At 31.3% G+C, this 26,981-nt stretch carries 30 protein-coding genes; 9 read left to right on the forward strand and 21 right to left on the reverse strand.

What is annotated here, in order from left to right; translation table 11 throughout:
- Nucleotides 1–5: 5 nt before the first annotated feature.
- The 13 genes from FHQ18_RS06360 to FHQ18_RS06415 all read right to left on the reverse strand — a co-directional run bounded on the left by FHQ18_RS06360 (nt 6) and on the right by FHQ18_RS06415 (nt 6,649).
- On the reverse strand, nt 6–281 hold the full coding sequence (locus FHQ18_RS06360; RefSeq protein ID WP_149266332.1) for an acylphosphatase: 276 nt from the start codon (nt 279–281) through the stop codon (nt 6–8).
- Nucleotides 282–290: 9 nt separating this feature from the next.
- Nucleotides 291–836, reverse strand: coding sequence for a 2-oxoacid:ferredoxin oxidoreductase subunit gamma family protein (locus FHQ18_RS06365; protein ID WP_149266333.1), 546 nt, complete (start codon nt 834–836; stop codon nt 291–293).
- Nucleotide 837: 1 nt separating this feature from the next.
- A complete protein-coding gene (locus tag FHQ18_RS06370) occupies nt 838–1,584 on the reverse strand; it encodes a thiamine pyrophosphate-dependent enzyme (RefSeq protein ID WP_149266334.1) in 747 nt (248 codons plus the stop codon).
- A gap of 1 nt (nt 1,585) precedes the next feature.
- A complete protein-coding gene (locus tag FHQ18_RS06375; RefSeq protein ID WP_149266335.1) occupies nt 1,586–2,638 on the reverse strand; it encodes a 3-methyl-2-oxobutanoate dehydrogenase subunit VorB in 1,053 nt (350 codons plus the stop codon).
- A 3-nt stretch (nt 2,639–2,641) separates the two neighbouring features.
- Complete coding sequence (locus FHQ18_RS06380) at nt 2,642–2,863, reverse strand: ferredoxin family protein (RefSeq protein WP_149266336.1); 222 nt, start codon at nt 2,861–2,863, stop codon at nt 2,642–2,644.
- A 167-nt stretch (nt 2,864–3,030) separates the two neighbouring features.
- Nucleotides 3,031–3,600: an LptF/LptG family permease gene (locus FHQ18_RS06385; protein ID WP_149266337.1), complete on the reverse strand. Its 570-nt coding sequence runs from the start codon at nt 3,598–3,600 to the stop codon at nt 3,031–3,033.
- Nucleotides 3,588–3,710 carry a hypothetical protein gene (locus tag FHQ18_RS12845; protein ID WP_281285443.1) on the reverse strand — a complete coding sequence of 41 codons (123 nt, stop codon included), beginning with the start codon at nt 3,708–3,710 and terminating at the stop codon, nt 3,588–3,590. The genes FHQ18_RS06385 and FHQ18_RS12845 overlap by 13 nt, the downstream gene beginning before the upstream one ends.
- Nucleotides 3,711–3,724: 14 nt before the next feature.
- Nucleotides 3,725–4,072 carry an LptF/LptG family permease gene (locus tag FHQ18_RS06390; RefSeq protein WP_149266338.1) on the reverse strand — a complete coding sequence of 116 codons (348 nt, stop codon included), beginning with the start codon at nt 4,070–4,072 and terminating at the stop codon, nt 3,725–3,727.
- A 1-nt stretch (nt 4,073) separates the two neighbouring features.
- Entirely contained in the window at nt 4,074–5,108 is a 1,035-nt protein-coding gene (locus FHQ18_RS06395; RefSeq protein ID WP_149266339.1) for an LptF/LptG family permease, read from the reverse strand.
- Nucleotides 5,105–5,392, reverse strand: coding sequence for a DUF1820 family protein (locus FHQ18_RS06400; protein WP_149266340.1), 288 nt, complete (start codon nt 5,390–5,392; stop codon nt 5,105–5,107). The genes FHQ18_RS06395 and FHQ18_RS06400 overlap by 4 nt, the downstream gene beginning before the upstream one ends.
- Nucleotides 5,389–5,898 (reverse strand): hypothetical protein, encoded by a 510-nt coding sequence (locus FHQ18_RS06405; RefSeq protein ID WP_149266341.1) that lies wholly within the window; start codon nt 5,896–5,898, stop codon nt 5,389–5,391. Before FHQ18_RS06405 ends, FHQ18_RS06400 begins: the two co-directional genes overlap by 4 nt.
- Complete coding sequence (locus tag FHQ18_RS06410) at nt 5,889–6,266, reverse strand: phage holin family protein (protein WP_149266342.1); 378 nt, start codon at nt 6,264–6,266, stop codon at nt 5,889–5,891. Before FHQ18_RS06410 ends, FHQ18_RS06405 begins: the two co-directional genes overlap by 10 nt.
- A gap of 266 nt (nt 6,267–6,532) precedes the next feature.
- Complete coding sequence (locus FHQ18_RS06415) at nt 6,533–6,649, reverse strand: desulfoferrodoxin FeS4 iron-binding domain-containing protein (RefSeq protein WP_149266343.1); 117 nt, start codon at nt 6,647–6,649, stop codon at nt 6,533–6,535.
- A gap of 106 nt (nt 6,650–6,755) precedes the next feature.
- Between FHQ18_RS06415 and FHQ18_RS06420 the strand changes: the two genes are divergently transcribed.
- Genes FHQ18_RS06420 through FHQ18_RS06435 form a run of 4 tightly spaced genes read left to right on the forward strand, consistent with a single transcriptional unit; the run spans nt 6,756 to nt 11,440 of the window.
- Nucleotides 6,756–7,763 (forward strand): tetratricopeptide repeat protein, encoded by a 1,008-nt coding sequence (locus FHQ18_RS06420; RefSeq protein ID WP_149266344.1) that lies wholly within the window; start codon nt 6,756–6,758, stop codon nt 7,761–7,763.
- Nucleotides 7,756–8,817 (forward strand): cyclic di-GMP-binding domain-containing protein, MshE-related, encoded by a 1,062-nt coding sequence (locus FHQ18_RS06425; RefSeq protein WP_149266345.1) that lies wholly within the window; start codon nt 7,756–7,758, stop codon nt 8,815–8,817. Before FHQ18_RS06420 ends, FHQ18_RS06425 begins: the two co-directional genes overlap by 8 nt.
- Complete coding sequence (locus FHQ18_RS06430) at nt 8,810–9,868, forward strand: type IV pilus twitching motility protein PilT (RefSeq protein WP_149266346.1); 1,059 nt, start codon at nt 8,810–8,812, stop codon at nt 9,866–9,868. The genes FHQ18_RS06425 and FHQ18_RS06430 overlap by 8 nt, the downstream gene beginning before the upstream one ends.
- A gap of 54 nt (nt 9,869–9,922) precedes the next feature.
- On the forward strand, nt 9,923–11,440 hold the full coding sequence (locus tag FHQ18_RS06435; protein ID WP_188020360.1) for an NFACT RNA binding domain-containing protein: 1,518 nt from the start codon (nt 9,923–9,925) through the stop codon (nt 11,438–11,440).
- A 3-nt stretch (nt 11,441–11,443) separates the two neighbouring features.
- Here the strand turns inward: FHQ18_RS06435 and FHQ18_RS06440 are convergent, their stop codons facing one another.
- Nucleotides 11,444–12,139: a 3'-5' exonuclease gene (locus FHQ18_RS06440; RefSeq protein ID WP_149266348.1), complete on the reverse strand. Its 696-nt coding sequence runs from the start codon at nt 12,137–12,139 to the stop codon at nt 11,444–11,446.
- A 184-nt stretch (nt 12,140–12,323) separates the two neighbouring features.
- On the opposite strand from FHQ18_RS06440, the gene FHQ18_RS06445 reads away from it, so the two are divergent.
- From FHQ18_RS06445 to FHQ18_RS06460, 4 genes are all read left to right on the forward strand, one after another.
- Nucleotides 12,324–13,337 carry a YhjD/YihY/BrkB family envelope integrity protein gene (locus FHQ18_RS06445; protein WP_149266349.1) on the forward strand — a complete coding sequence of 338 codons (1,014 nt, stop codon included), beginning with the start codon at nt 12,324–12,326 and terminating at the stop codon, nt 13,335–13,337.
- 2 nt (nt 13,338–13,339) lie between these two features.
- The gene (locus FHQ18_RS06450) at nt 13,340–13,708 is read left to right on the forward strand and encodes a DnaJ family domain-containing protein (protein ID WP_149266350.1); all 369 of its coding nucleotides are present in this window, start codon (nt 13,340–13,342) and stop codon (nt 13,706–13,708) included.
- Between the two features lie 90 nt (nt 13,709–13,798).
- Complete coding sequence (locus FHQ18_RS06455) at nt 13,799–15,103, forward strand: pyridoxal phosphate-dependent aminotransferase (RefSeq protein ID WP_149266351.1); 1,305 nt, start codon at nt 13,799–13,801, stop codon at nt 15,101–15,103.
- Between the two features lie 3 nt (nt 15,104–15,106).
- Nucleotides 15,107–15,964, forward strand: coding sequence for a DMT family transporter (locus FHQ18_RS06460; protein ID WP_149266352.1), 858 nt, complete (start codon nt 15,107–15,109; stop codon nt 15,962–15,964).
- Here the strand turns inward: FHQ18_RS06460 and FHQ18_RS06465 are convergent.
- The 4 genes from FHQ18_RS06465 to FHQ18_RS06480 are packed head-to-tail and all read right to left on the reverse strand — an operon-like array spanning nt 15,961 to nt 20,510.
- Nucleotides 15,961–17,511, reverse strand: coding sequence for a DHA2 family efflux MFS transporter permease subunit (locus FHQ18_RS06465; RefSeq protein WP_149266353.1), 1,551 nt, complete (start codon nt 17,509–17,511; stop codon nt 15,961–15,963). The genes FHQ18_RS06460 and FHQ18_RS06465 overlap by 4 nt on opposite strands.
- A gap of 14 nt (nt 17,512–17,525) precedes the next feature.
- Entirely contained in the window at nt 17,526–18,659 is a 1,134-nt protein-coding gene (locus FHQ18_RS06470) for an HlyD family secretion protein (RefSeq protein ID WP_149266354.1), read from the reverse strand.
- A gap of 5 nt (nt 18,660–18,664) precedes the next feature.
- The gene (locus FHQ18_RS06475; RefSeq protein ID WP_149266355.1) at nt 18,665–19,957 is read right to left on the reverse strand and encodes a TolC family protein; all 1,293 of its coding nucleotides are present in this window, start codon (nt 19,955–19,957) and stop codon (nt 18,665–18,667) included.
- On the reverse strand, nt 19,944–20,510 hold the full coding sequence (locus tag FHQ18_RS06480; protein WP_149266356.1) for a TetR/AcrR family transcriptional regulator: 567 nt from the start codon (nt 20,508–20,510) through the stop codon (nt 19,944–19,946). The genes FHQ18_RS06475 and FHQ18_RS06480 overlap by 14 nt, the downstream gene beginning before the upstream one ends.
- A 120-nt stretch (nt 20,511–20,630) precedes the next feature.
- On the opposite strand from FHQ18_RS06480, the gene FHQ18_RS06485 reads away from it, so the two are divergent.
- Nucleotides 20,631–21,629, forward strand: a complete 999-nt coding sequence (locus tag FHQ18_RS06485) for a GGDEF domain-containing protein (RefSeq protein ID WP_149266357.1) — start codon at nt 20,631–20,633, stop codon at nt 21,627–21,629.
- Nucleotides 21,630–21,767: 138 nt separating this feature from the next.
- On the opposite strand, the gene pyrE is transcribed toward FHQ18_RS06485, so the two are convergent.
- The 3 genes from pyrE to nifJ all read right to left on the reverse strand — a co-directional run bounded on the left by pyrE (nt 21,768) and on the right by nifJ (nt 26,905).
- Nucleotides 21,768–22,349 carry an orotate phosphoribosyltransferase gene (gene pyrE / locus FHQ18_RS06490; protein ID WP_149266358.1) on the reverse strand — a complete coding sequence of 194 codons (582 nt, stop codon included), beginning with the start codon at nt 22,347–22,349 and terminating at the stop codon, nt 21,768–21,770.
- Complete coding sequence (gene pyrF, locus FHQ18_RS06495; protein WP_149266359.1) at nt 22,342–23,037, reverse strand: orotidine-5'-phosphate decarboxylase; 696 nt, start codon at nt 23,035–23,037, stop codon at nt 22,342–22,344. The genes pyrE and pyrF overlap by 8 nt, the downstream gene beginning before the upstream one ends.
- A 292-nt stretch (nt 23,038–23,329) precedes the next feature.
- Nucleotides 23,330–26,905: a pyruvate:ferredoxin (flavodoxin) oxidoreductase gene (gene nifJ / locus FHQ18_RS06500; RefSeq protein WP_149266360.1), complete on the reverse strand. Its 3,576-nt coding sequence runs from the start codon at nt 26,903–26,905 to the stop codon at nt 23,330–23,332.
- Between the last annotated feature and the right edge of the window lie 76 nt (nt 26,906–26,981).

Below are 26,981 nucleotides of genomic sequence, written 5' to 3' on the forward strand. Positions count from 1 at the left end.
TAAAGTTAGTATGCTATTTTAAAGGTGGTATAACCTTTTAAATCATCATATATCTTAAAATCAACATTAGTTACATTTGTAAGGGGAGTACCTTTTTTAGCTTTATCTAACAATTGAAAAAGATATATTTCATCACCCTCTGCTTCAATTTCCACTGTTCCATCGGGAAGATTTTTAACAAATCCTTTCAGACCAAGGGATAGAGCCTTGTCATAAATAAAGGCTCTATACCCTACACCCTGAACTTTTCCAAAAACTACTGCATGCAAACGCTTATACATTGCCAACCTCTAAAGTTTAGCAACCTCAGTATATCCTGATTTTAGAGCTTCTCTATTTATAGGAAGCAATGAATGGTATTTTTTAGGTATGGCATAGTACAAAACATCTTCAGCATCTTTAAGTTCAAAAAGATTTGATATTGCAAGCAGTGAACCTATCATTACCATGTTTGCTACTTTTGTGTTACCGAGTTTATTTGCTATTTCTGTGGCTTTCACTCCATAAAAGTTTATATCATTTCTATTGATTAGATCTGTATCTACAAGGGAGGTATCAAGAATAACATTTGCACCTTCTTTAAATCTTGGTTGAAATTTATCTAAAGAGGGTCTGTTCATTATAAACCCATAACTTGGTTTTGAAACAATAGGAGAACCAATTTCTTCATCTGAAATTATAACAGTGCAGTTAGCAGTGCCGCCCCTTTGCTCTGCACCGTAAGAAGGCCACCATGTTACATTTAAGTCTTTTCTTACAGCTAGTTGAGCAAGAATCATACCTGCACTTAAAATTCCCTGTCCTCCAAATCCTGCCATAATACAATCGAAAAACATTTTACACCTCTTCATCTATATCTTTAAAAGTGCCAAGGGGGTAAAAGGCTGTCATTGTTTCATCTACCCATTTTAATGCCTCAATAGGACTCATCCCCCAATTTGTTGGACAAGTGGATAACACTTCTACAAAGGAAAAACCTTTATTTTCTAGTTGATTTTGGAAAGCTTTTTTTATGGCTTTTTTTGTTTTCATGATATTTTTAGGATTTGTAACAGATGTTCTGCATGAAAAAGCAACAGCAGGCAACGATCCGATAATTTCAGCCATTCTAAAAGGGAATCCATGCTGTTTTGTATTTCTACCTGCAGGTGTAGTAGTAGTTTTTTGTCCTGGGAGTGTTGTGGGTGCCATCTGCCCACCAGTCATACCATAATTTGCATTGTTTACAAATACCACAGTGAGACTATCTCCTCTATTTGCAGCATGCATGATTTCAGCCATTCCTATGGAAGCAAGGTCTCCATCACCCTGATAAGTAAATATTGTTAAATTTGGTCTAACCCTTTTCATTGCAGTAGCCATTGCAGGAGCTCTGCCGTGAGGAGCTTCTACGATGTCAAAATTGAAATAGTCATATAAAAGAACAGCACACCCTACAGGAGCAACACCAACAGTTTGTTCTCTAATCCCCAATTCATCAATACATTCAGCAACGATTCTATGTATAATACCGTGATTACAACCTGGACAGTATATTGTTTTGTTATCAAGCAAACTTTCAGGTCTTTCAAATACTACTTTCATTTTAATCACCCACCATATTTTTTACTTTATTTACAATTTCATCTGGTGAAAAAACTTCTCCACCAGGTTTGCCAAGAAAATCAATTCTTTCATCATCACAAACAGCAAGTTTCACATCAAAGAGCATCTGTCCTGTATTCATTTCAGCCACAAGAATTTTTTTTGCATTTTTTGATGCTGCTCTAAGAGCTTGATAAGGGTATGGCCATAAAGTGATGGGTCTAAAGAGTCCTGCATTTATCCCTTTTTCTCTTAATTCTTTTATGGCAGATTTTGCCACTCTAGCAGCAGTTCCAAAAGCGACAACAAGAACATCGTAATTATCTTCGTTGTATTCATACATTATTTCATTTTTTTCAATTTCGTTATATTTGTCTTTCAAATGCCAGTTATGTTCTTTTAGTTTTCCTTCAGCAAGGCGCAGAGATTTGACTGAACGTGGAGGCCTACCTTTTGCACCATTCAACTCCCACCCTTTGTCCTCATCAATGATTTCTTTCATTTCCGGTAAGACTACCGCTTCTGCCATTTGACCAAGGGCGCCATCACCAAGGATAAGTACAGGGTTTCTGTATTTTTCAGCGATATCGAAAGATTTATAGACCATATCTATAGCTTCCTGGACTGTATGGGGTGCATAAACAACTAGTTTATAATCACCATTACCTCCGCCCCTTGTGGCTTGGTTGTAGTCACATTGGCTTGGACCTATATTACCAAGACCTGGGCCACCTCTTGTAATATTAACAATTACAGCAGGTACTTCTGCACCACACATGTAGGAAATTCCTTCCTGCATAAGTGCAATACCTGGACTTGAAGATGTAGTCATTACTCTGACTCCTGTGGCACCAGCACCATACACCATATTTATGGCAGCAAGTTCACTTTCTGCCTGAACGAAAGCTCTGCCAAGCTCAGGCATTCTCCATGACATATATGCTGTAATTTCATTTTGGGGAGTGATGGGATAACCAAAATAACCCGCAAGTCCAGCTCTTACTGCAGCTTCTGCAATTGCTTCGTTACCTTTCATTAATATTTTATTACTCATATGTTACCCCTTAACCTTTTCTTCTTTTAAAATCGTAAATACAACATCAGGACAAATCAGTGCACAACTTTTACAAGCAATGCATTTGTTTTCATCTATACATGTTACGTAATTATAACCTGAGGTATTAAATTTCCCTGAATAACTCAAAATCTCTTTTGGGCATACAGTGATACAGAGACCACAACCTTTGCATTTTTCGATATCGATAATTACTTTTGGCATTTAGACCTCCGATAAGTTTTCAGGCCATCATTATTATTTGAAGTAATAAAAAAATCAAATACTTTTTGTTTTAGTTTAGTTATATTGAATCAATGTTCGTAACTTTATTGAAATTAAAGGATAAAAAGTACAAAAACTGTTGTAATGTTCAATTATAATAAACAGCCTTATAAGCCTTTTTCTTTTTTTGTAATTAGATATAAACCAAAAAATGTGAAAATTAAATGTGAAGTAAAGTTTGCTAATATGGGGGTTAAAACTCCATTTTTCCCTAATGAAAGACATATTGATTGTAATATCCAAAATAACACACTAAAAGTCAAAGACTTAGAAGCTATTTTTATGTACTGATAATTTCTCGAAATATCAATAGATAAAGGAATTAAAAAAATGACCATAACAATCAAAATTAATGGTACAGATATTTTGCTGTAATAGATGAGTTTATATTTATCAGCATTAAGCCCTTTCGATTCATAAGTTTTAATAATTTTATTTAGTTCTTTAAAAGTGAGTTTTTTGGGTTCATCTGATGGTAGTTTTATTAGTTGAGTCAATGTGTCGTTTACAGTTATCAAACTTGTAGATGATTTATCAAGCTTTGGAATATCAGTTGTATCAAAAGATTGATAATTGTAAAATGTCCAAGCATTATTACCATTATAAATTGCTTTGTCAGCCTTTGTTACTTTTACAATATTGTTGTCTTTAATTTTATAAATTGTTATGTCAAAAATGACTTATATTCCTCAAATTTATCAAAGAATCTCTTAAATCCGTCGTTTGATAGAGGTAATGATGTTGCAGATGCGAAGCTGAGTTTTCCTGTATCAAAAAGGTCAAGCATTGTATCCTGAAGAACTAGATTAAAATTCCAGTAAAAAATAAATTTAAAATTACAATTAATGAGGCTAATTCTTTGATTTTACCGCCGAGACTGAGATATGCAATAAGTTCATTGTTTTTAATTAGTCTCAATATGGTAATTACAACAGCTGTTGCTCCGGCTACAGGAAAAACTTGATATATAGAATAAGGGATTTTTAAAAGATCAAATATTATTATATCAAATAGAGATGTATTATATTTTGATATGTATTTTGTGTGCTGGATTATCTGGAAAAAAGTATATAAAATTAATATTAGGGCAAGCACTGAAATCAGATTTAATATGTATATTTTTAGGACATATTTATTAAATTTTTTCATTTTAAACCTTTTTCAATGCTAAAATTGATAATAAGCAAAAAATTATATTTGCAATCCAAGCAGCTAGAAACGGAGGCATGGTATTAATCATGTTTTGGGAAAAGATAAATAATGAGTTGTAAACAAGAACTACTAAGATAGACATAAAAAGTCCAAAAGTTTTTCCACTTCTATGAAAAAATGAACCTAAAATGGCTCCGAAAAAAGCCATAATTATGGAGGCAAAAGGGAGTGCAAACCGTTTTGAATATTCAAATTTATAAAGCGTATTTTTTTTAAAGTTACTCTTTAATTCTTTCAAAGTCATCAGTCTCTCTGACTTAATATCTATTTTATTTTTCGCAATTATAGGAATATTTATAAGAAAATTGCTAAACTCTATTTTTGAGGGAGTAGTTTTACTCATATTTAATAGAGATCCTTTCTTTAAGTTAAAAATTAAATTTCCATCATTTGTGTTTGTAATAGTACCTAATTTAGAAGTTATTACTACATTTTTGTCTTTGTTGATAATTATAAGTCCACTGTATTTATTATGATTTATTTTTTTGTCAGCATAAAGAATAAAACCTGGTATTTCTGTATATAGTTCATGTTCTTTAAAATCTTTTATTGAGACAAACTTTGAGACTTCGAAAAGTTTTTTTATTGCGAATTCATTACCGAGTGGCATGAGATATGTGCTCATTAAAATAGCTAATATTAAAGACAATGTACCGAAAATGATGGTGGGTTTATAAAGTGAAATTTTATTTGCACCAAAAGATTTGATAGCAATCAGTTCAGAATCATCAGAAAGTCGTCCATAAACTATCAAAGATGCTAATAAAGTAGATGTGGGGATTGTAATAACAAGGAAAGAGGGGATATAGAAAATTATTAATTCGATAATGAAGAAAAAAGGAACATTCTTTGTAAATATTAAATCAGATAATGAAATTAGTTTGTCTAGCAATAAAAGAAAAATGAAAAAAAAATTACCAAGGATAAATATTGGTATTAATTCTTTAATAATATATTTTTCTATTAATTTCATGAATCGTTTTTATAGAGCCTAATAATGGGTGTTTCTTTCTCTAAAATAATTTCATCAATTCTGACGATATAGTTTATCGGGATAAAGGTTCTTTCTACGTCTTTAAATTCACTTCTTATTTTATCATCATTTGGGGTGAACAAAATCTCTGAAGTATCAAGGAAAACAATATCTGATACTTCTATGAGCCCCAAAAACGAAGAGGTATTAACTTTGCTTGCATGAATTGTAAGAATTTCTTTTTTATCATTTAAAAAAGTAATCTTAAACAATTTCTTTTTCATAATTTCGGCCTTATCAATAATTTTGGTTTTCCATTAACAATATTTATTTTTATATCAAAATCATTAAAACCTTTTGCTTGCATCTCTTTCACTTTCTTATTTATCACCTTTTTGATCTTATCTTTATTATAGGAATCTGAAAGTTTTTCAAGTTCTTTATCAATTTTTTTATTTATGTTTAGTTCAATTTTGTTTTTTTGAATCTCAGCATCTAAAGAGCCTCTTTTTACAAAAGTTCTTTTAATACCTTCCTTTTCCATCATTTTTCTGTTCCATTTTTCCCTGTAAGTCAAAAATCTAGCAACTAAATTGTTAAATTTGAAACGAAGCGTAGGATTTGTTATCTGGGATAAGTTGTATTTTCTAATAATTTTGTTAATTTCTCTTTCTCTTACAACAGGAGGGAATTTCATATTACCCGCAAAAAAATTAGCGTATTCAAAATTAAATGACTTTATTAGACTTTCAAACTTTTCAAGGTCCTCTTGTATCTCTTTTATTTCCATTCAAAAAACCTTATTTCTGAGTTTGTGACAAAAATATCAAAAACAAAGTTTACAATCCCTATTATTATACTTCCACCTACAGCAGGCCAAAAGCCATCAATAAAGAAACCACCAATTATTACTGATGTCAATTTTAAGATAAATGCATTGGTGATAAGATAAAAAAATCCAAAAGATAATATCTGAATAGGTAAGGTAACTATAAGTATAATAGGTTTTAATATAATATTTAAAATGGTTAAAAGAACTCCTGCGATGATTAAAGATAAAAATGAGTTGATAACAATATGTTTAAAAATTATGGCAGCGAATCCAATTGCCACAATATTTACACATATTCTGTACACTATAAAGCTAGGTCTATACATAAATTATCCTAAATTGATTTATTGTTTAATATAATCTAAAGCGAAAAAATTAACAAGTAGATATTAAAAAAGCCAGCCATGTGGCTGGCAAAAAATATATTTTAAGGAGGGGGGAGGAGGGTCCTTAAAATATCTGAATGTTAATATATAAAATATTTTGCTAATGTCAAGTAAAAAAGTTAAAAAATATAACTTATTTTAACAACAAAGATATTTATTTAAGTCAGATATGTCATTAACAAATAGAAAATTAGATTTTAGAATGACTAAACTTTTTTCATTTCTTGGCCGCAGCATACCAGTGTACCTTCACCTGCTTCAACGATTTTTACTTTGTTGCCACATATAGAGCAATAATATGTTTCTCCCACTTTTGTAGCCATCTTTTTACCTCCTTTCTTTTTTTATTATAGCATAAATTTAAATTTTTGTGGTTTGTTTATAGAAATAAAGATTGTCAATTTTTGAGGTATGTTGTAGAGTATAATTATGAAAGAGAAAGTTAAATATTTTTACAAGAAAAAAGTACATTTTTTAATGCAAAGCGAAGAATTTAATAGAGCTGAATTGTTGCTGAAAAATTATTTAAAGCGTAGAGATATCTCAGCTGTAGATAAGTCTAAAATTTATGAGCTTTTAGGAGTCTTGAAATTTCAAACAGGCAATTACAAGCTTTCGAAAAGATATTATAATTTAGCTCTTAAATATAATGTAAAAAATAGTAATGCTTTGCTTAATTTTGGGAACATTTTGATTATTGAAAATCGATATTATGATGCAATTAAGTTATTAAAAAATTATTTAAAGTATCAGAAGTATAAGAAAGAAGTGCTGAGACAGTTGGGAAGTTGCTATGCCTTTGTTGGAGATATAGCTCATGCAAGATTTATCTTTGAGAAAATATTAAAAGAAACTGACCTTGATGAGCAGTCTTTTGTAGATTATGCTTATGGTTATGTTGTAAATAAAGATTTTAAGTCAGCCAAAAAGATTATAATCAAAGCTTTAAGTAAATACCCTGATAGTTTTGTTCTTCTCGATGCTTACGATGAGTTTACCGACATTGAAGAAAATATGCGAGATATTAAAAAGAATATTCTATTCCCATTTTTACAGTCAATAGATAATAAACTGTATTTAAGAGCTGCAACCATTCTCACTGAAGGGATGTGCATAAGGGGATACTTTAGATTTGAAATAGAAAAAGGTTTAGAGTTGCTAGGTAGTTTGCATAAAGAGAAAGCTGTATTTTCAAATAGTAATTTGTTAGCAGCAGTATGTGAATATTTTACTACTTTGAGTATTGCTGATACGGATTTTACTTTAAATACGGTAGCGACATTTTATAATATTAATAAAAATACCTTAAAGAAAGCTGTGGACATGGTGAATGCTAATTACAAGGATATTATTGAAGAATTTACTAGTGAATTAAATATGTTTTACAATTATGAGTTAGATAAAATTGCAGATGAATTAGAGGATTTCGATGACTAAAAAAAATATAGGTGAATTATTAGTTGAATATGGGTTGATAAATGAAAAAGACTTAAAAGAAGGGTTAGATTATCAGAAATCACGTGATTTAAGATTGGGGGAAGCTCTTGTTGAGCTTGGTAAGGTATCTTATGATGATATTGAATATATTTTAAGTAAACAGTTAGATATTCCGTTTGTGATTTTAAATGAAAAGATTCTTGATAAAAATTATATTAAAACTTTTCCACCAACTTTACTCAAGAAATTCAATTTTATCCCCCTTTATGAAACAGGGGATATTTTAGCCATTGTCACGGATGATCCATTTAACAGTGAGCTTATTAATGAATTGGAAAAACTAAAGCAGAAAAAAGTTCAGGTGTCTTTAGCCAATGGTAGAAAAATTAAAGAGCTTTTAGAAAAGATTATAAAAGATGAAAGTGAGTTAGATGTTTTTTTAAAAGACTGGTTAAAAAAACTAAAGAAAACTTCTTTCTATAGACTAGATTTTATTAGAAAAGAAAATCATATAAAGGTTTTTGCCTTTGGTTTTGGCTTAAAAAAAGAACTTTTTACCTATAATTCAAACGGTGAATTGATTGATAATATTAAAAAATATTTTGTAAAAGAAGGGTATGATATATGTTTTGAAAAGTTCAGCAATGAAAGTTGTGAGATGATTACAGTATTTCCCATTGATAGGTCATATTTCTGTGAAATTGATAATGATTTAATTGTAGTAACAAGATTTGGATTGATAAATGATGATATTTTAATTTGTTTGGATAAAAATGTTTTTTCTAAAAACTTTTTGTTTTCATCTAAAACTTATGTTCCTGGATACAGTAATTTTGTTCTTGATATAAAAAATAATTATAATAAAACTTTTACAACGGTTGATTACATCTGTGATGATAGAAAATTTTATTTTATTGGTTATATTCCAAAAAGATGCGATTGTGATAATAAAGGATGTGATAAATGTAATAATTTAGGTTATTTATTTGAAGAATTAGAAGGTTATTATACAAAAGCTGAGTTAAAAAAACTTTCGGGTTTAAAAAATGGCTAAAATTGATGCTTTTTTTAAATATTTAATTGAACAAGGTGGTAGTGATCTTCATTTGAGTTCAGGTTGTAAACCTATGATTCGTATTCATGGAGAGCTAGTGGAGATTAAATATCAGGAGTTGACCGATGAAATATTAAGAGCACTACTATTTGAGATTATAGATGAAGAAAAGAAAAAGCTCTTTTTGGAAAAAGGTGATTTAGATTTCGCATATGAAATAAAAGGTGTTGCAAGATTTAGGGCAAATTATTTTTTTCAAAAAAGAGGGATTGCAGCTGTTTTTAGACAGATTCCAGCTAAGATTTTGTCTGTTGAGGAGCTTGGCCTTCCACCTCAGATATTGAAATTTGCTGATTTATCAAGAGGGTTAGTTCTCGTAACAGGACCTACTGGGAGTGGTAAGTCAACAACTTTGGCTGCAATTATAGATTATATAAACAGAACAAGAAAGGATCATATTCTTACTATAGAAGATCCAATAGAATTTGTGCATGAGAAAAAAGGTTGTCTTATCAATCAGAGAGAAGTTGGGAACCATACAAACTCATTTGCCTCTGCATTAAGGGCTGCGTTGAGGGAAGATCCAGATGTAATTTTAGTAGGCGAGATGAGAGATCTTGAGACCATTGAGCTTGCAATAACAGCAGCTGAAACCGGGCACTTAGTTTTTGGAACTTTGCATACTAATTCTGCAGCTAAAACAGTGGATAGAATAATTGATGCATTTCCAGCAGGGCAACAAGCACAAATAAGAACCATGCTCTCAGAATCACTAAAAGGGGTTGTTGCTCAGCAACTTTTGAAAAGATGTGATAAGCCGGGAAGAGTAGCTGCTTTGGAGATTTTGTTTGTCAATAGTGCTGTGGCTAATTTAATTAGGGAAGGTAAAACTTTCCAAATACCTTCTGTTATTCAAACAGGGAAGGCTGATGGCATGCAATTGATGGATCAATCAATTATGGATTTATTAATGAAAAAGATTGTGTCTCCTGAAGAAGCCTATTTAAAGGCTAATGATAAAAAAGCATTTGAGAGATTTTTGAAACAATAGAGCTAAATGGACGGTTTATCTTTATATAAATTAATTAACTTTTTTAAGCCCCAGTTGATTGATGCACGCATTAACTGGTGTGAGTATGATAATGATAGGTTTATTTTAAGTCTTTATAAAAACAGAAGCTTTTTCCTGATTTTTGATTTATTATTAAATTCTTATATCTTTGTATCAAAAGATTTGAAAAAAGGTAGAAATAGGCTTCAACATATTTCAAATGCAAAAATTGTTGAAATCAAGCAGCGAGGATTTGATAGGTTATTAACGTTAAGTTTGGTAAAAAGGAAGCCAAGTGGTAAATTGATACAGATGAAATTGATTTTTGAGGTAGTGGGTAAAATATCGAATGTTTTTTTATTGGATGAGAAAGGGAAAATAATTTTTAGGTGGAATGATAACAATATTGACGGTGATAGGGAAATTAATCTAGGAAATGAGTATATACCTTTTAAAAGTAATAAAAAATATAACTTACTTAATATTAGAGAATGTGATGATTTTGAGCAACTTGAAGGATTTTATAGAATAACAGCAAAACATGCAGCTGAAATTTATAATAATTTTGGTAATTGTGAAAAGGCTAAAGATTTTATTTTAAATTCGCTTAATTCTGATGATTCTTTTTACCTAGATGGGCAGAATAAACTTATACCTTTTAAGATATTGTCATATAAAGAGAAAATTAAAATTGATTTATTAGATCAATATCTTGTTTCTTTAAAGAAAGTCAATAATCGTAGTGATCATAAGTTTTTGAAAATAAAAAATTTCTATGTAAAGAAGAAAGCAAGTTATGAAAAGTTGTTAATGAACTTATACAAAGATTTAAAAGAAGCTAGGAATTATGAAAAATATCATGAAGAAGCAGAGCTTTTAAAAAACAATCTTTCTAAAATAAAAGGCAAAACGGGAGAGGTACTACTTGATAAATTTAATGAGAATGGTGTTGAACAGGTTAAATATTATATTGATCCGGGTGAATCTGTTTTAAAAAAAATTGAAAATTTATATGGTCGTGCTGAAAAATTGAAAAGGTCGTTAGAAAAACTTTCAAATAGGATTGATGAAGTAAAAAGAATGATATCTTACTATGACGAGGAAATGTTTAATTTGGAAAATATGAGTATGGATGAGATTAATAAACTTTATGAAGAGCTTTTTGTTTTAAAAAGTAATAAAGTTAAGGAGGTTGGAAGCATTCCATATCTTACCTTTAAAAAAGATGATACTCTGTTTTTTTTAGGTAAAAATAGTCGTTCAAATCATTATGTTGTTTTTAAGGTTGCTAATCCCGATGATTATTGGTTCCATGCTCATGAAATACCTTCTGCACATTTGATTTTGAGAAAAGAAAGCCCTGTTGATGAGGAGGATATAATTACTGCTGCTCGTATTACTGCAGCTTTTTCAAAGTATAAAAATGAAAAAAGGGTGCCTGTGGATTATACCTTACGGAAATATGTTAAAAAACCGAAGGGAACACCAGAGGGGTTTGTTATTTATAAAAATTATAAGACAATATATGTTGAGCCATTTTCTGAAAAAGAGCTAGAGAATTTACGTGGTTAATAATTATTGATTTGATAATACCTTAAATTGTGATTGATATAAGTCTCCCACAGTTTGAAATTTATGTTTTATTTTTATCACAAGTTTATTAAACACTTCAGCTGTAGCGAGAGCATCACCCAATGCAGTATGGCGCCCCTGACATTTCACATTGTAAAGCCTTAAAAGATAATCGAGACTTACAAGCTCATCCCTGTTTAAGATATTTTTCGAAAAAAGAAGCATTGTATCTATCCATATGTTTTTTATTTCAGCATTAAAAGCTTCTTGCAATTCTTTATTAATCATTTTTAGGTCGAAATTTACATGATGTCCCACAATAACTGAATCTGAAATAAATTTCAAAAATTCTGGCAGTACTTCAGCGATGATGGGTTTATCTTTTACCATCTCATTAGTTATTCCATGCCATTGAATTGAATCTTCAGGAATGTCCATTTCAGGATTTATAAAAACATTGTAAAAGTCTTTAATTTTAAAATCTACAACTTTTACTGCAGCAACATTAATCAATTTTGCCGTTTTAATTTCAAGACCTGTTGTTTCAGTATCAATGACACAAAAGGTAGCCTCATGAATATCTTTCTTAAAAATTTCATCATTGTTAATACTACTTACCAAATTATTTATATAGCCAGATAAAGGGTCAACAAATGTTTGTTTTTTGTTTTTAATTATTTTAAATAATCTGCCAATCATTTTGTTTGCATCTCGATATAATTTTGATAGTATATAAAATATATTTAAGTAAAAATCAAATAAAACAGTATTGTAGAATTATAGTGTTGTAACTAATATTAGTGGATTAAATATATAGGAAGCTTTAAAATTAAGGAAATAAAGCAGTAGTATTAATATGATTTTTTAAAATGGAGAATATGCTTTGAAGTTTATTTTTGCTTTTATTTTTTCTTTAATGTACTTTAAAGAAAAAAAACTTTCGATTTATGCTTCTTCATTAGCTATATATTTAATTCTATCTTTGTTTCCCGCTTTAATGATTATAATGTTGTTGTTAAATATTTTATTTATTAAGACAAAATATTATGAATTATTAGTGTCAGAATTGCAAAGGTTAGTAAGTATCAAGGTCATTGATAATTTAGGTTTATCTTTATCTCAGTTTGGTAAGACAATATTAGGTTATGGTAGTTTTAGTTTTTTTACAGCAATAATATTCTCGACAATATTTATAAGAGGATTTTTTGATACAGTTATTTATGTCTTTGAGATAGATAGAAAGAAAGTAAAAAGTAAATGGACTGTATCATTTTTAAGTATTTTTTTTCTTGTTTTAGTTTTAGTATTATTAATTCTTATCGAGACATTATCTTCTTTTGTTTTTAATTTTGTTTCAGATTATATTAATTTAGGAGTTTTGCAGCAGTTTTATTTTAAACTGATTTATTATGCTGTAATTTGGATATTTTTAACTTTACTTTTGTTTGTTATATTAAAAAGAGAAGCTAGATTTAAAAATTTAATGCTGGTTTCTGCAATATCTTTGATTTTTATGGGAGTGTTTAGTAAATTTTATTTTATACTCATTAATAAGTCTATTTACAATGTGCTTTATGGTTCATTTTCAGCTTTAATTTTAACTATTATGTATATGTGGACTATTTTTAATATATTTATATTGATACTGTCTAATTTTTATGTTTATACTAATTTTGATAAGTTTATTCATAGTTTTTTAAAAGCCGAAAGAAAGTCTTGTATGTTTATAATTTGCAAAAAAATTTATGATGTGATGAATTTGAATAGTTATTATCTTAAAAACAAAGAAAAATTTAGTAAGTTTTTGGTTTTAAAGTATGAAAATAAAATGTTTCGTTTGATTAATAATGTGGAAATGGATGATAAAAATAAAAATATTTACTTTATTGGTTATTAAGGATGGATATTATTACTTTTTTAGCTGAACAAAAAATCAAAGAAGCTATTGAAAAAGGTGAATTAGATAATCTCAGTTGTAAAGGGAAAAAGATAGAAATTGAGGATCTAAGTTTTGTACCTGAAGAGCTGCGAGCTTCCTATAAAATTTTGAAGAATGCAGGTGTTTTACCAGAAGAGTTGCAGATGCAACGAGAAATTAAACAAATCGAAGATTTATTAGAATACTGTTTTGATGATGAGGAGAGGGGAGTACTAAAACGTAAGCTCACCGAAAAACAGCTAAGATTTAATATCCTTATGGAAAAAAGAGGTAGAAGTCTAGCTTATTATGAATATGTAAATAAAATAAATTCAAAGCTTAGTAAGTGATTTATTTCCAAAAAATATAAATATGAGTTGTAATTTTTTTTAAATTTGATAAAAAAAGTAAAATTTGAATAAACATTAAGAGGTTGGTAGATGCGCTTTGATATCGCTAAGAGTGGCAATGGCTTGACATATGAAATAAGAAATATCGTGAATATTGCAAATGAACTTCAAAAAAGTGGTATGGAGATTTACTGGGAAAATATTGGTGATCCTATTTTGAAAGGCGAGAAGCTACCAGATTGGATGAAAGAGATATTAAAAGAGATAATTGAAAATGATAAAAGCTATGGTTATAGCCCTACAAAAGGTGTGGATGAAACAAGGGAGTTTATTGCTGCTCAGGTTAATAAAAAGGGTGGAGTTCAAATAACAAAAGAAGATATTATCTTTTTTAATGGCTTAGGTGATGCGATTGCAAGAAGTTATAGTGCCATTAGAGTAGATGCCAGGATTATTATGCCAGAGCCTACATATTCTACTCACCTTCTGGCTGAAGTTTTGCATGCATCATTTCCTCCAAATACTTATAGGATGAATCCTTACAATAACTGGGCACCTGATTTGAATGAACTTGAGAGGAAGGTCAAAAGTCATAAATCCATTGTGGGTATTCTTGTAATAAATCCAGATAACCCAACGGGGTATGTATACGATGAGGAAACTTTGAGAAGAATTGTTGAAATAGCTAAAACCTATGATTTGTTTCTGGTGTTTGATGAAATTTATAATAACATGGTATATAATGGTAAAAGTACGGTTTCTTTGGCAGAAATTATTGGTGATGTGCCAGGAATGTGTATGAAAGGGATTTCAAAAGAATTACCTTGGCCTGGTGCTAGATGTGGCTGGATAGAGGTTTATAATGCTAAAAATGATCCGGCTTTTGAAAGGTATATTAATGCGATTTTACAGCAAAAAATGGCAGAAGTGTGTTCTACAACATTTCCTCAGATGGCGATACCTAAGATAATGACACATCCAGAGTATAAAAGTTATCTTAAAGACAGATTGAGACATTATGAGAAACTTTCAAATATTGCTTACAATATATTGAAAGACGTCCCTTATATTGTGGTAAACAGGACTAACGGTGCATTTTACATGTCTGTGGTATTTATTGAAGCAGTATTGAATAACAGACAAACACTACCGATTGAAAATAAAGCTGTTAAAGAGTATGTGGAAAAGATTACTAGTGAACCTATAGAAAACGATAAACGTTTTGTTTACTATCTTTTAGCTTCCACTGGAATCTGTGTTGTACCTCTTACATCCTTTTTTACTCCTCTTCCAGGCTTTAGGATGACACTGCTTGAAAAAGATGTGGATAAATTTGAGCATACGGTGAAGGTATTGGCTGAAAAGATTGTAGAATACGTAGATTCCGCAAAATAAATTATGCCCTATTTATTACTTACGTTAAGTGCATTATTTTGGGCAGGCAATTTTGTTTTAAGTAAATGGGCTGCTGCTTCCATCCCTCCAGTTGCTCTTGTTTTCTGGCGCTGGGTTGTTGCTTTTTTAATCCTTCTTCCTTTTACTTATAAGAAAATTTTAGAACAAATGGAGTTGATAAAGGAAAATATTAAGTTTTTGTTACTCTTTGGATTTTTAGGAGTAACTCTTTTCAACACATTGATATACAAAGCAATGCATTATACGACTGCTATAAATGCTCTGCTAATAAATTCATTTGTTCCGATAATGATATTTCTTGTTTCATTTGTTTTGCAAGGATTACGAGCAAGTAGATATCAATTACTGGGAGCATTTATTTCATTGACTGGGGTTGCGATAATTATTGTTAAGGGGGATATTAGCAGACTTTTATCACTAAAGTTTAATCCTGGGGATTTATTGGTATTACTTGCAGCTTTTTCATGGGCTCTTTATTCGGTATTACTGAGGAATCTTGACAAAAGATTAAATCCTCTCGTATTTTTAGAAGTAATCATTATTTTAGGGTTAATTTTGCTTTTTCCAATTTATCTCTTTTCAGAGAAAAGTTTTGCATTGGATTATAAAAATGTAATTGTAATCTTCTACGTTGGTATTTTTGCATCTGTTCTTGCTTTTATCTGCTGGAACAGAGGTATTAGGGAGATAGGTGCCAACAAAGGTGGAAATTTTGTTCATCTAATGCCTGTTTTTGGAACTATAATGTCTATAATTTTTTTGAAAGAAAAGCTTTATTTATATCAAATAGTATCCATTTTTCTTGTTTTTTCAGGTATTTTTCTTACAACTAAAGATTAATCTTTCTTTTTATTTGGTATGAACAGAAAAACCAGAAAAGATAGCCCAAGGATACCAAAGTATCCTGCATGTCTAAAAGTATCTTGGAAAGCATGGGAAGAACTCATAAGGTATTGCACTTTTCCAAAAAGTGCATAGCTTTTTAGCTCAGCTACGTGTTCCGGCATTATTTGAGTTAAATAAGTTTTAGCTTGATATAGATAGTTTGATATGTATGAATAATTTTGAATGGCACTTATTTCGTCATAGTGGAAAGATATTTTTGATTGGAGTGTATTGGTTGCAATAGCTGTACCAAATGAACCTCCCATAAACCTTATATAATGTAAAAAACTTACTCCCATTTGGGTTTTTGGTCCCAGTTTTCTCATAGCTAAGGTAGATACGGGTGCGAAAAAGGTGCCTAAAGAAAATCCTAATGGTATGGTAAGTAATATTGTTTTGATTGAAGGTGTGTAATAATTCAGTTTAGGAATAAGAATAATGGAAGTGGTAAAATATAAGAATGCATTAATTAGAAGAATATTTTTTTCTCCATATTTATCAGATAAGGCGCCTGCAAAAAATGATGTAAAACCTATAAAAATGGCGAAAGCGAGCATATGTAGCCCGGTTTGTAGGGTAGTGTAACTTTTTAAGTTTTCGTAATACAAAGGTATAAGATAGAAGATTTGATAGATTGATAAACCAAGGGTGAAAGCGTAAATCAGTATCGCTACAGCATACTCTTTGATTTTAAAAATTGTGTAGTCGATAAGTTTTCTTTTTGAAAGTATTTCGGATATGGCAAACATTATTAAACCAAAGATTGATATAAACAGTAGTTTAACAATAAATGGAGACTGAAACCAACCCTTTTGCTGCCCTTTTGACAGCATAATTAGCAGTGGGATTGTGAAAATAGCAAAAAATGTATAGCTGACAAAGTTAAAATGTAATTTTTCCCTTTTTTCTAAAACCTTAGGTAGTATAAAGAGACCAAGAACAACCACTAGAAGTCCGACGGGTAAATTTACATAAAAAACATAACGCCAGTTAAAATGTTCTGTCAAATAGCCACCGGCTGTGGGTCCAAGAGCCGGAGCAAAACTTACCCCCATACCGAATATACCCATCGCGATCCCTTTTTTCTCTGGGGGAAAAATTGAAAACATGATTGTTTGAGCAGTGGCTACGATGAAGGCTTCTCCAAGTCCTTGAAGAGATCTTGAAATAATCATCTGTGCTAAATCTGATGCCATTCCGCAAGCGGCGCTTGAAAGGGTAAAAAGTGTTATACCTATTAGAAATAGATTTCTAAGCCCAAGAACCTTTGTGAGTGATTCGATTAGCAAAAGACCTGTGGCAGCTGCTGCCATGTATGATGTGATGACCCATTGGACACCGTAAAGATCGGTTTTTAAGGGGGACATCATTTTTGGGACGACCACATCCACAATTGTGGTGTCAAGAATTGCCATAAAAGTACCGGTCATTACGATAAATGTTATGATTGCTCTACTTACATTATCAATTCTTTCGTAAAGAGGTAATTGCTCAGTAGCCATCAACACATCCGATATTAATAGATTCTTTTGATTCTTATTTCACCACCCATGCCTACTTTTAAAAATGACAGGTCTCCCTCTGTAATTTTAATTTTTACAGGGATACGTTGAGCAACTTTTGTAAATTCTCCTGCGGAGATATCTCTAGGGACAAGAGCATATGTAGCAGCTGAAGCAGGATAAATTGATTCAACTTCACCTTTGAATTCTATATCTGGGTAAGCATCCACTCTGAAGGTGGCAGGAGAGCCTATTTTTACACCTTTCATTTTGGTTTCTTCAAGGAGCACTTCAATATATAAATCTTTTGTATCTACGATGGAGTAAATCGGAAAACCGCTATTAATGACAGTACCCACTTCAACATACTTTTTACCTATAACACCATCAAAAGGAGCATACAATTTACAATATTCTATGAGATTTTTGGTATCTTTTTTCTCCTGTTTTGCCGCTTCAATCTGTTTTATCAAAGATTCTCTCATCTTTTTTAGCTCTTCTATCTGTTTAAATCCTTCTTCGATGATTTTAATGTTGTTGTTTGCTATATCTTTTTGTTTAATCAATCCTTCAAGTTTGCTTTCTAAGGATTTCTTTTTTTGCTTTAAGCCTTGCAAATTTGTTTCAATATCTTCAAAAGAGCGTTTTGATACGGCTTTTTGTTCATACAGAGTTTTATATCTATTGTAATCTCTTGTTAACTGTTTGATATTTGTTTCAATTTCCGCGATGTTGAATTTTATTGATTTTATCTCTTTTCCAATGTATTCTACATTTTTCTGTGCACTCTGTTTTTTTATGATAAGTTCTTTTGATATCCTATCAATTTGAATATCAAGTTGCTCTTTTTTCTTCTCAAGACTTTCAATTTTTTTAGTAATACCTTCAAGTTTGACGATATAATCTGTTGGGTCAATTTCCGCCAGTAAATCCCCTTTTTTTACAGTATCTCCTTCGGTAAAATAAAGTTTTATGATTTTTCCTCCTACTCTTTTAAAACTTACATTTGTAATTTTGTTACTCTTTACAAACATAGCATCAGTGGTAGCAAACTCTTTTATAAAAGTAAGATATCGGTATGCGAAATAAACAAATACGATTAGACCTACAACTAAAAGTAAAAGTGCTATTTTTGCTTTTTTCCCCATTTTCCTCACCTCAACTCTTTTCCAATTGCTTTTTCTATAGCAAAGTATTTTTCAATAATATCGTAATATGCATTTTTTTCTCTCATCAAAGCCTCGGTAAGCATAGCTTCTGCATCAAGAAGATCAGAGTTATTTGCTAACCCCTCTTTATATTTTAAGTTTAAAATTCTGTGGTATTCTTTTGCTTTTGCCACCGCATCTTTAGCCACTTTGAGATTATCCTCGGCACTGTTCAAATCTTCAATTGCTTTTTTAACTTCAAGAAGCACTTTGAGTTTTATATCTTCTTTATTTTTTATGATGGCATATTTAATTTCTTTTTTCGCTTCTGTTTCTTTGAAAGGTTTATTCCAGTCAAGATTGAAAGAAATACCAGCCTGAATGAGAAAATTCCCTTTAGGATCAACATTCTCCAGCATATCGGAATATTTATACCCGCCTAAAAGATATATTTTTGGTTTAAATTGTGATTTTGTGGCTGTTACCATCTGATCAGCTAACTTTATCTGAGTCTTTAGGGATTGTAAAATTGGCCTATTTTTTTCTGCTATACTGTAAAGATGGTTAATTAACAACTTATCAGGAATTTTATAGCTTATACTTTCCACTTGATAACTATCATTCAGTTTTTCACCCATGAGTGTTGAAAGATGAGATTTTGCTACTTTGATATTGTTAGTTACTATAGTAAGTTTTTGCTTTGCTTCACTCAGTTTTACTTCCGTTTGTAATATGTCGATATAAGGGACAAGTCCCTGGTCATACATCAATTTTACATCATGAAGGTGCCTGGTTAATGATTTTATATAATCTTCAGCAATTTTTTTATTCGCATAGAGTCTTAGTATATCCAGATATGCCTTTTTGGTATTGAATATTATATTTAGTTGTTCTTCACTTAGCATTGATTTTGCTGACTCATACTCAAGCTTTTTAATTTTAATATTAGAAGTTATTAATCCCCCTGTATAAAGGTTTAGTTTTAGTCCAGTGAAAATGTCAAAATATTCTTTTTCACTCATTGTTATTTCTTGTGAGAAAAAAGGGGTTGTGAATGGCTGGGTCTTTTTTTCATCCAGTAATGTGTAAGTAGCATTGAAAAAAAGTGAAGGGTATTTTGCTGCATCAGCAGCATTTATTTCATATTTCTTACTGTTTAGTTCTTTTTCTTTTGATAACAGGTAAAAGTTATTTTTTAAGGCTTTATTTACAGCCTCATCTAAAGTTAAGGCATAAATATTGTTTAAAGATAAAAATATGAACAAAGGCAAAATAAGATATTTTTTATATTTTTTCATACCTGGCCCCTTCTATTTTTTCTAATCCTTCATATAAATGTTTTAGAATTGTATCCAAGTCTTCATTTAAAAAGAGTATGTAATATTCGATTAATTCTTTCAAAAAACCTGATATTATTGAAACGGTAGTTTCATTGTAGTTATTTGTTTCTTCCGATAAAACTTTTGATAACATATCTCTTATATTTTTTTTGAATCTAAAATAAAGGTTTTTAAATTTTTCACCACTACTTAATGCTTCGAAAAGGAAAACTTTTGAAAGCATTTTGTACTGATAAATCCTTTTTATGAATGAGGCGCAAATATCAAAGATGGTAGACTGTTTATTTTCTATTAATTGATTGATTTGATGAAGTGTTCCTTTATGCAAATACTCTAGAAGTTCATATAAACAATCGTCTTTACTGTTGAAATAAAGATAGAAAGTGCCTTGGGCTACTCCAGCTTCTGCAACAATATCGGATACTTTTGTTTTCCAAAATCCTTTTTCTGCAAAAGTCTTTATTGCAGCATCAAAAATTTTTTGTTTGGTATTTTTTTTCGACTGACTCATCAGTCATAAAATAAGATAAAAAATATTTTGTGTCAAGATTTCATTTTTGATTTTAAAATGTGAGAAAAAGTGATAAATTAAGTATTTAGGAAAAATTTATGTAGAGGATTTTAGAGCTAAATGATGATTAATGGTTATTTGTTAATAAGTTTGCTTTTAATAATGTTTGTCATTCTTTTATTTAATTTTTACAAGTTTAAAAAGGAGAGAGAATCATTACAAGAATTGATTGAAGAAAAAAATAAAATGGAAGAGTTTATGCTCAATTTAATACCTAAACCTATTTTTATTATGGATATTACCGGTAGATATTTAAATGTGAATAAACAGTTTGAAGATTTTTTTAATGTTCAAAGAGAGGTGATTGTTGGTAAGGATATAAAATCTGTCGAAAATAGGGAGTTGGAAAAGTTAGGAAAGATAATTGATATGGAGTTAAAGGGTGCAAGAAAATATGGTTTAAATGCAGTGTCCTCAAAGCCATTGGATATTTCATTACGATCGCAAGATTTTGATGTTAAACGGATAAAAATTTCAAAAGCTTTTTTTGTAAATGATAAGGGTAGAATTGGCGGAATTGTGGGAATAATTGAGGATATTACTGAGCAGGAAAAAAAGATTAGTGATTTAATGAAAAAAGCTATTTTAGATGAGCTAACAATGGTTTACAATAGAAGGTATTTTAATCTAGTGGTTAATGAGGAGATTGAAAGGGCAAAAAGATATCAACAGAAACTCAGTATAATAATTTTTGATGTCGATTTTTTTAAAAAGATAAATGATACGTATGGGCATCAAACAGGTGATTATGTATTGAAAAAATTATCCAATATTATCAAGAAAAGTATTAGAACTACCGATATGTTGTTTCGTATAGGTGGTGAAGAATTTGCTATTTTGTTGCCAAATACAGATTTAGAAGCGGCTCTAAAAGTTGCTGAAAAATTATGCCGAATTGTAGAAGGTACACGGTTTGATACAGTTAAAAAAGTGACGATTAGTATGGGTGTTACAGAATTAAGACAAGATGATGACATGGAGTCTTTTTATAAAAGGGGTGATAAAGCCTTGTATCAAGCCAAGGAAAACGGACGAAATCGTGTAGAATCAAAACATTAGATATCTTTCATTATTTAGTAAAATAATCTTTTTAAAAGTGTAAGAGTAAAATTAATTAAATTCGTTTTCAGATGAAGATCCCGGGGAATGTAAAGGTAACGGTTAATTAGGCAAAAAATAGTTAGCACTTTCAAAGTGCTAACTATTTTTTATGAAACGGCTACCAGGTTTTTCCAAAGGTATACCTTCCTTGCATAAAGGGCATTCTTCAGGAGAGTATGTTTTTACATTGACAGTGAGTAATGGAAAAAAAGGATATTCAAATTTCGCCTGTCCATTGCTTCTATCTATAAGACTTGTAATGGCGACAACGTTTCCACCATGCTCTTTTACTGCTTCTATACACTCTCTTGTGGATTTTCCTGTGGTGACAACATCTTCAGCAATAAGAATTTTTTCATCAGGATCAATAGTAAAACCTCTTCTTAAAGTCATTTTTCCGTCTACCCTTTCGGTAAAAATTGCACGTTTTTTTAAAAGTCTTGCGAGTTCATAGCCAAATCTTATTCCACCAATTGCAGGGCTTACAATGGTAGTAAATTTTAGATGATAAATCTCTTTAACAAGTTCCTTAATAATTTCTTCTGCTATGACGGGATATTGCATTACAAGTGCTGATTGTAAATAAGTATCGCTATGAAGACCTGAAGAAAGAAGAAAATGACCTTTTAAAAGTGCGTTGTGTTTTTTGTAAATTTCTAAAATTTCATTTTTATCCATATAGCTCCTCCTTGAAAATCATTGCCGCTTTTTTAGGATCATCTGCCTGTGTGATAGGCCTACCGACCACAATATAATCTGTACCCATATTTTTTGCATCTTTGGGTGTTACTACTCGTTTTTGGTCATTAATATCGTTTGAAGCAAGGCGTATTCCTGGTGTGACTGTTAGAAAGTCATCACCTAATTGATTTTTAATAATTGGAGTTTCTTTTGCAGAGGATACCACTCCATCAAGTCCAGCTAATTTTCCAATTTTTGCAAGATGCAGTACGTATTCTGTTTCATTATTAAACTTAATATTAAATTCATTAAAATAGTTTTTATCCAGTGATGTCAGTAATGTTACACCAAGGATAATTACTGAACTGTTGATTTCTTTAACAGCAGATACTGTTTCTGAGATCATTTTTTTGCCACCCTGAATATGTATGTTGAACATATCAATATTTAATTTTGCAGCTGCAATACTAGCTTTCTTGACTGTATTTGGAATGTCATGAAATTTAAGATCCAAGAAGACTTTTTTATTTTTATTTTTTAAATAATCAATAATACTGTTACCTATGGAAACAAAGGCTTCAAGCCCTACTTTGTAGTAAGTTATTTCATCTTCTAATTTGTTAATAATTGACTTTGCCTGTTCAAAATCTGCAAAATCAAGCGCTACAATTATCTCAGGTTTCAAAACATCCTCCAGAAAATTTATTAAGTTATTCCTGAAAAACTTCTCACCAACAATTATACAGGGGCTGTGTTCCAGCTCTGTCCGACTCTAGTCGGATACCTCAATAGCAAAATATTTTCAATTATTATTTATCATATATTTTTTTAATTTTATCCCGCAGCTTTTTATCAATAAACTAAAAAAATCTGGGGAAAATTTGCTGATTTTCTCTAACATACTTTTATTTTTAATTAGTTAGCAATTTTTCAATGCTAACTAGTTAAAAAAAAAGCGGGTATAAAACCCGCTTTTTTTATTCTTCTTCTTCTTCAGAACATTCAAGCTTTGTAGCAAGCTGTTTGTAAATACTGTATCTTCTCTTAACACTTTCATTAAGAGCATCTGCAAGCATTTTAGCTCTTTCTGGGAACATTTTGGCGACAGCTCTGAATCTGTTTTCAGTTTTCATGTAGTCATAGATGGATACTTTGAGATCTTTAGTATCAAATTGAAGTGGATTTTTTCCTTCCTCAGTTAGTCTTGGGTCAAATCTGTAAAGCAGCCAGTATCCTGAATTTACTGCAAGTTTTTGTTGTTCAACACCTTTGCTCATATCGATACCGTGAGCAATACAGTGACAATTAGCAATTATAAGTGATGGGCCGTCATAGCTTTCAGCTTCAATAAATGCTTTTACACACTGAGCTGGATTAGCGAGAGAAACCTGAGCAACATATACATGACCATAGCTCATAGCCATCATACCAAGATCTTTTTTGAAATCTGATTTACCATTGTATGCAAATTTAGCGAAAGCACCTGTGTTAGTAGCTTTTGATGACTGTCCACCTGTGTTTGAATAAACTTCTGTATCAAGCACTAATATATTAACATTATATTTTTGAGCAAGAACATGGTCAAGACCACCATAACCGATGTCATAAGCCCAACCGTCACCACCAAGGATCCAGATGGATTTTTTAATAAGGTAATCTGCTACATCGAAGAGCAATTTAGCTTTTGGATCATCAAGTTTTTCTAATATATCTTTAAGTTTTGCAACTCTTTCTCTCTGTTTTTCGATTCCTAATTGATTGGATTGATCGGCATTAAGAATTTCATCTGCAAGCTCAGCGCCCACTTTATCTTTGAGTTCAGTTAACAGCTCGGTTGCTTGCTCTTTAAATTTTTCTGTGGCAAGGTGCATACCAAGACCAAATTCCGCATTGTCTTCAAAAAGAGAGTTTGACCATGCAGGACCTCTGCCATCAGTTCTTGTTGTGTAAGGAGTTGTTGGTAGGTTACCACCATAGATGGAAGAACAACCTGTTGCATTGGCAATGATTGCTCTATCGCCAAAAAGATGGCAAAGAAGCCTTACATAAGGAGTTTCACCACAGCCAGCACAAGCACCAGAAAATTCAAAAAGATGAGGTGCTAACTGGCTACCTTTAAGTGAAGCTTTGTTGTATTTTGAATAGTCAAGGTCAGGTATTGAAAGGAAGTATTTGAAATTTTCAGCTTCTTTTTCTCTAAGTGGTGGCTGAGGTTCCATGTTAATAGCTTTTCTTGTAGGATCTGTTTTACTTTTAGCAGGACAATTATAAACACAGGCACCGCAACCTGTACAATCTTCAGGAGCAACCTGAAGTGTAAATTTCATCCCTGCAAATTCTTTGCCTTTTGCATCGGCTGATTTGAAAGTTTCAGGTGCATTTTCAAGATATTCAGGATCATAAATTTTCATCCTTATTGTAGCGTGTGGACAAACAAAAGAACAGATTCCACACTGGATACACACTTCTGGATCCCACACAGGTATTTTCAATGCAATATTTCTCTTTTCATATTTAGAAGTTCCTGTTGGATATGTACCATCATCTGGTAACCAAGATACAGGAATATCATCCCCTTCCATAGCTATCATCTTGCTAATTGCCTTTTTTACAAATTCTGGAGCATCAGGATCGTCAATGTATTTATGCATTTTTACATCTGATGTTACAGATTTTGGATAATCTACTTCATACACTTCATTCATTCCTGCATCAACAGCTTTCATATTCATATTAACAACTTCATCTCCATATTTACCATAAGTCTTTTTGATAGCGTCTTTAATTGCATCTACAGCCTTTTCAAATGGGATAACGTTGGAGATTTTGAAGAAAGCTGTTTGCAATATTACGTTAACTCTTGGTCCAAGACCGATTTCTTCAGCTATTTTATTTGCATTGATTACGTAAAATTTTGCTTCTTTTTCAATGATTTGTTTTTGAACTTCAACTGGGAGTTTGTCCCATACTTCATCTTTAGAATAAATACTGTTAAGCAAGAAAATACCACCTTTTTTAAGTGGTTTTAAAATTTCATACTGCTCAAGAAATGAGAAGTTGTGGCAAGCAATAAAATCTGCCTTTTGAATTAAATAGGAGCTTCTGATTGGTCTATTACCAAATCTAACGTGAGATACTGTCATAGAACCTGATTTTTTTGAGTCATACACGAAGTAAGCTTGCACATAATTATCTGTCAAATCACCAATTATTTTAGCAGAGTTTTTATTTGCACCTACTGTACCATCTGAGCCAAGACCGAAGAACATACCATTAAATACGTCATCTTGAGGTGTAAGCCATTCTGGATCATAATCAAGACTTTTATTTGTGACATCATCTTTGATACCTACTGAGAAGCTGTTAATTGGTTCTTCTTTATCAAGATTATCAAAGACAGCTTTTACCATTGCTGGAGTGAAGTCTTTTGAGCCAAGACCGTATCTTCCTCCGATGATTATAGGATATTTATCGAAATTAACCATTTTTTTCTGCATTGCTTCACCGATTGCAGTTCTAACGTCAAGATAAAGAGGTTCACCTAAGGCACCAGGTTCTTTTGTCCTGTCAAGAACAGCTATTTTTTTAACAGTTTTAGGAAGTGCATTAACAAAGGCTTCAAGTGGGAATGGTCTGAAAAGTCTTATCTTTACAACACCAACTTTTTCGCCTAAAGAATTCAAGTATTCCACAGTTTCGTGGACTACATCAGCACCTGAACCCATAATTATAATAACTTTTTCAGCATCAGGTGCACCTACATAATCTACAAGGTTGTATCTTCTACCTGTAAGTTCAAAGAATTTGTCCATTTGTTTTTGAACGATGGCTGGAACATTATCGTAATATTTATTAACAGCTTCACGGCTCTGGAAGAAAACATCAGGATTCTGGGATGTCCCTTTTATAGAAGGTCTTTCAGGATTTAAAGCTCTCTCTTTATGTCTTCTTACAAGATCATCATCGATCATTGCTCTCATATCATCAAAAGTGAGTTCTTCTACTTTTTGGATTTCATGAGATGTTCTAAAACCATCAAAAAAGTGTAAAAATGGAACTCTTGATTCGAGCGTAGATGCTTGAGCAATGAGAGCAAAGTCCATAACTTCCTGAGGGTTGTTGGAAGCAAGCATTGCCCACCCAGTTTGTCTACATGCCATTACGTCAGAATGATCACCAAAAATTGAAAGAGCGTGAGTAGCTAAAGCTCTTGCACTAACATGAAAAACAGTAGGGGTCAGTTCACCTGCAATTTTGTACATATTTGGTATCATTAAAAGTAAACCTTGTGATGCTGTAAAAGTAGTAGTGAGAGCTCCAGCAGTTAAAGAACCGTGGCAGGCTCCTGCTGCACCACCTTCAGATTGCATTTCTATAACCTTTGGAATTGTCCCCCATATATTCTTTTCACCTTTTGCACTTTTTTCGTCAGCTAACTCACCCATTACGGAAGAAGGAGTGATAGGATAAATGGCGATTACTTCATTTGTAGCATGTGCCACATATGCTGCGGCTGTGTTACCGTCGACATTGACATACCTTCTTTTAGACATTAAAACCTCCTATTTAAAATTTATCAAAGGTAAAATAATATAGCATTTTATCAATAGTCAGTCAAACAATTTTCGT

Source organism: Deferribacter autotrophicus, from assembly GCF_008362905.1.
GTDB lineage: Bacteria > Chrysiogenota > Deferribacteres > Deferribacterales > Deferribacteraceae > Deferribacter > Deferribacter autotrophicus.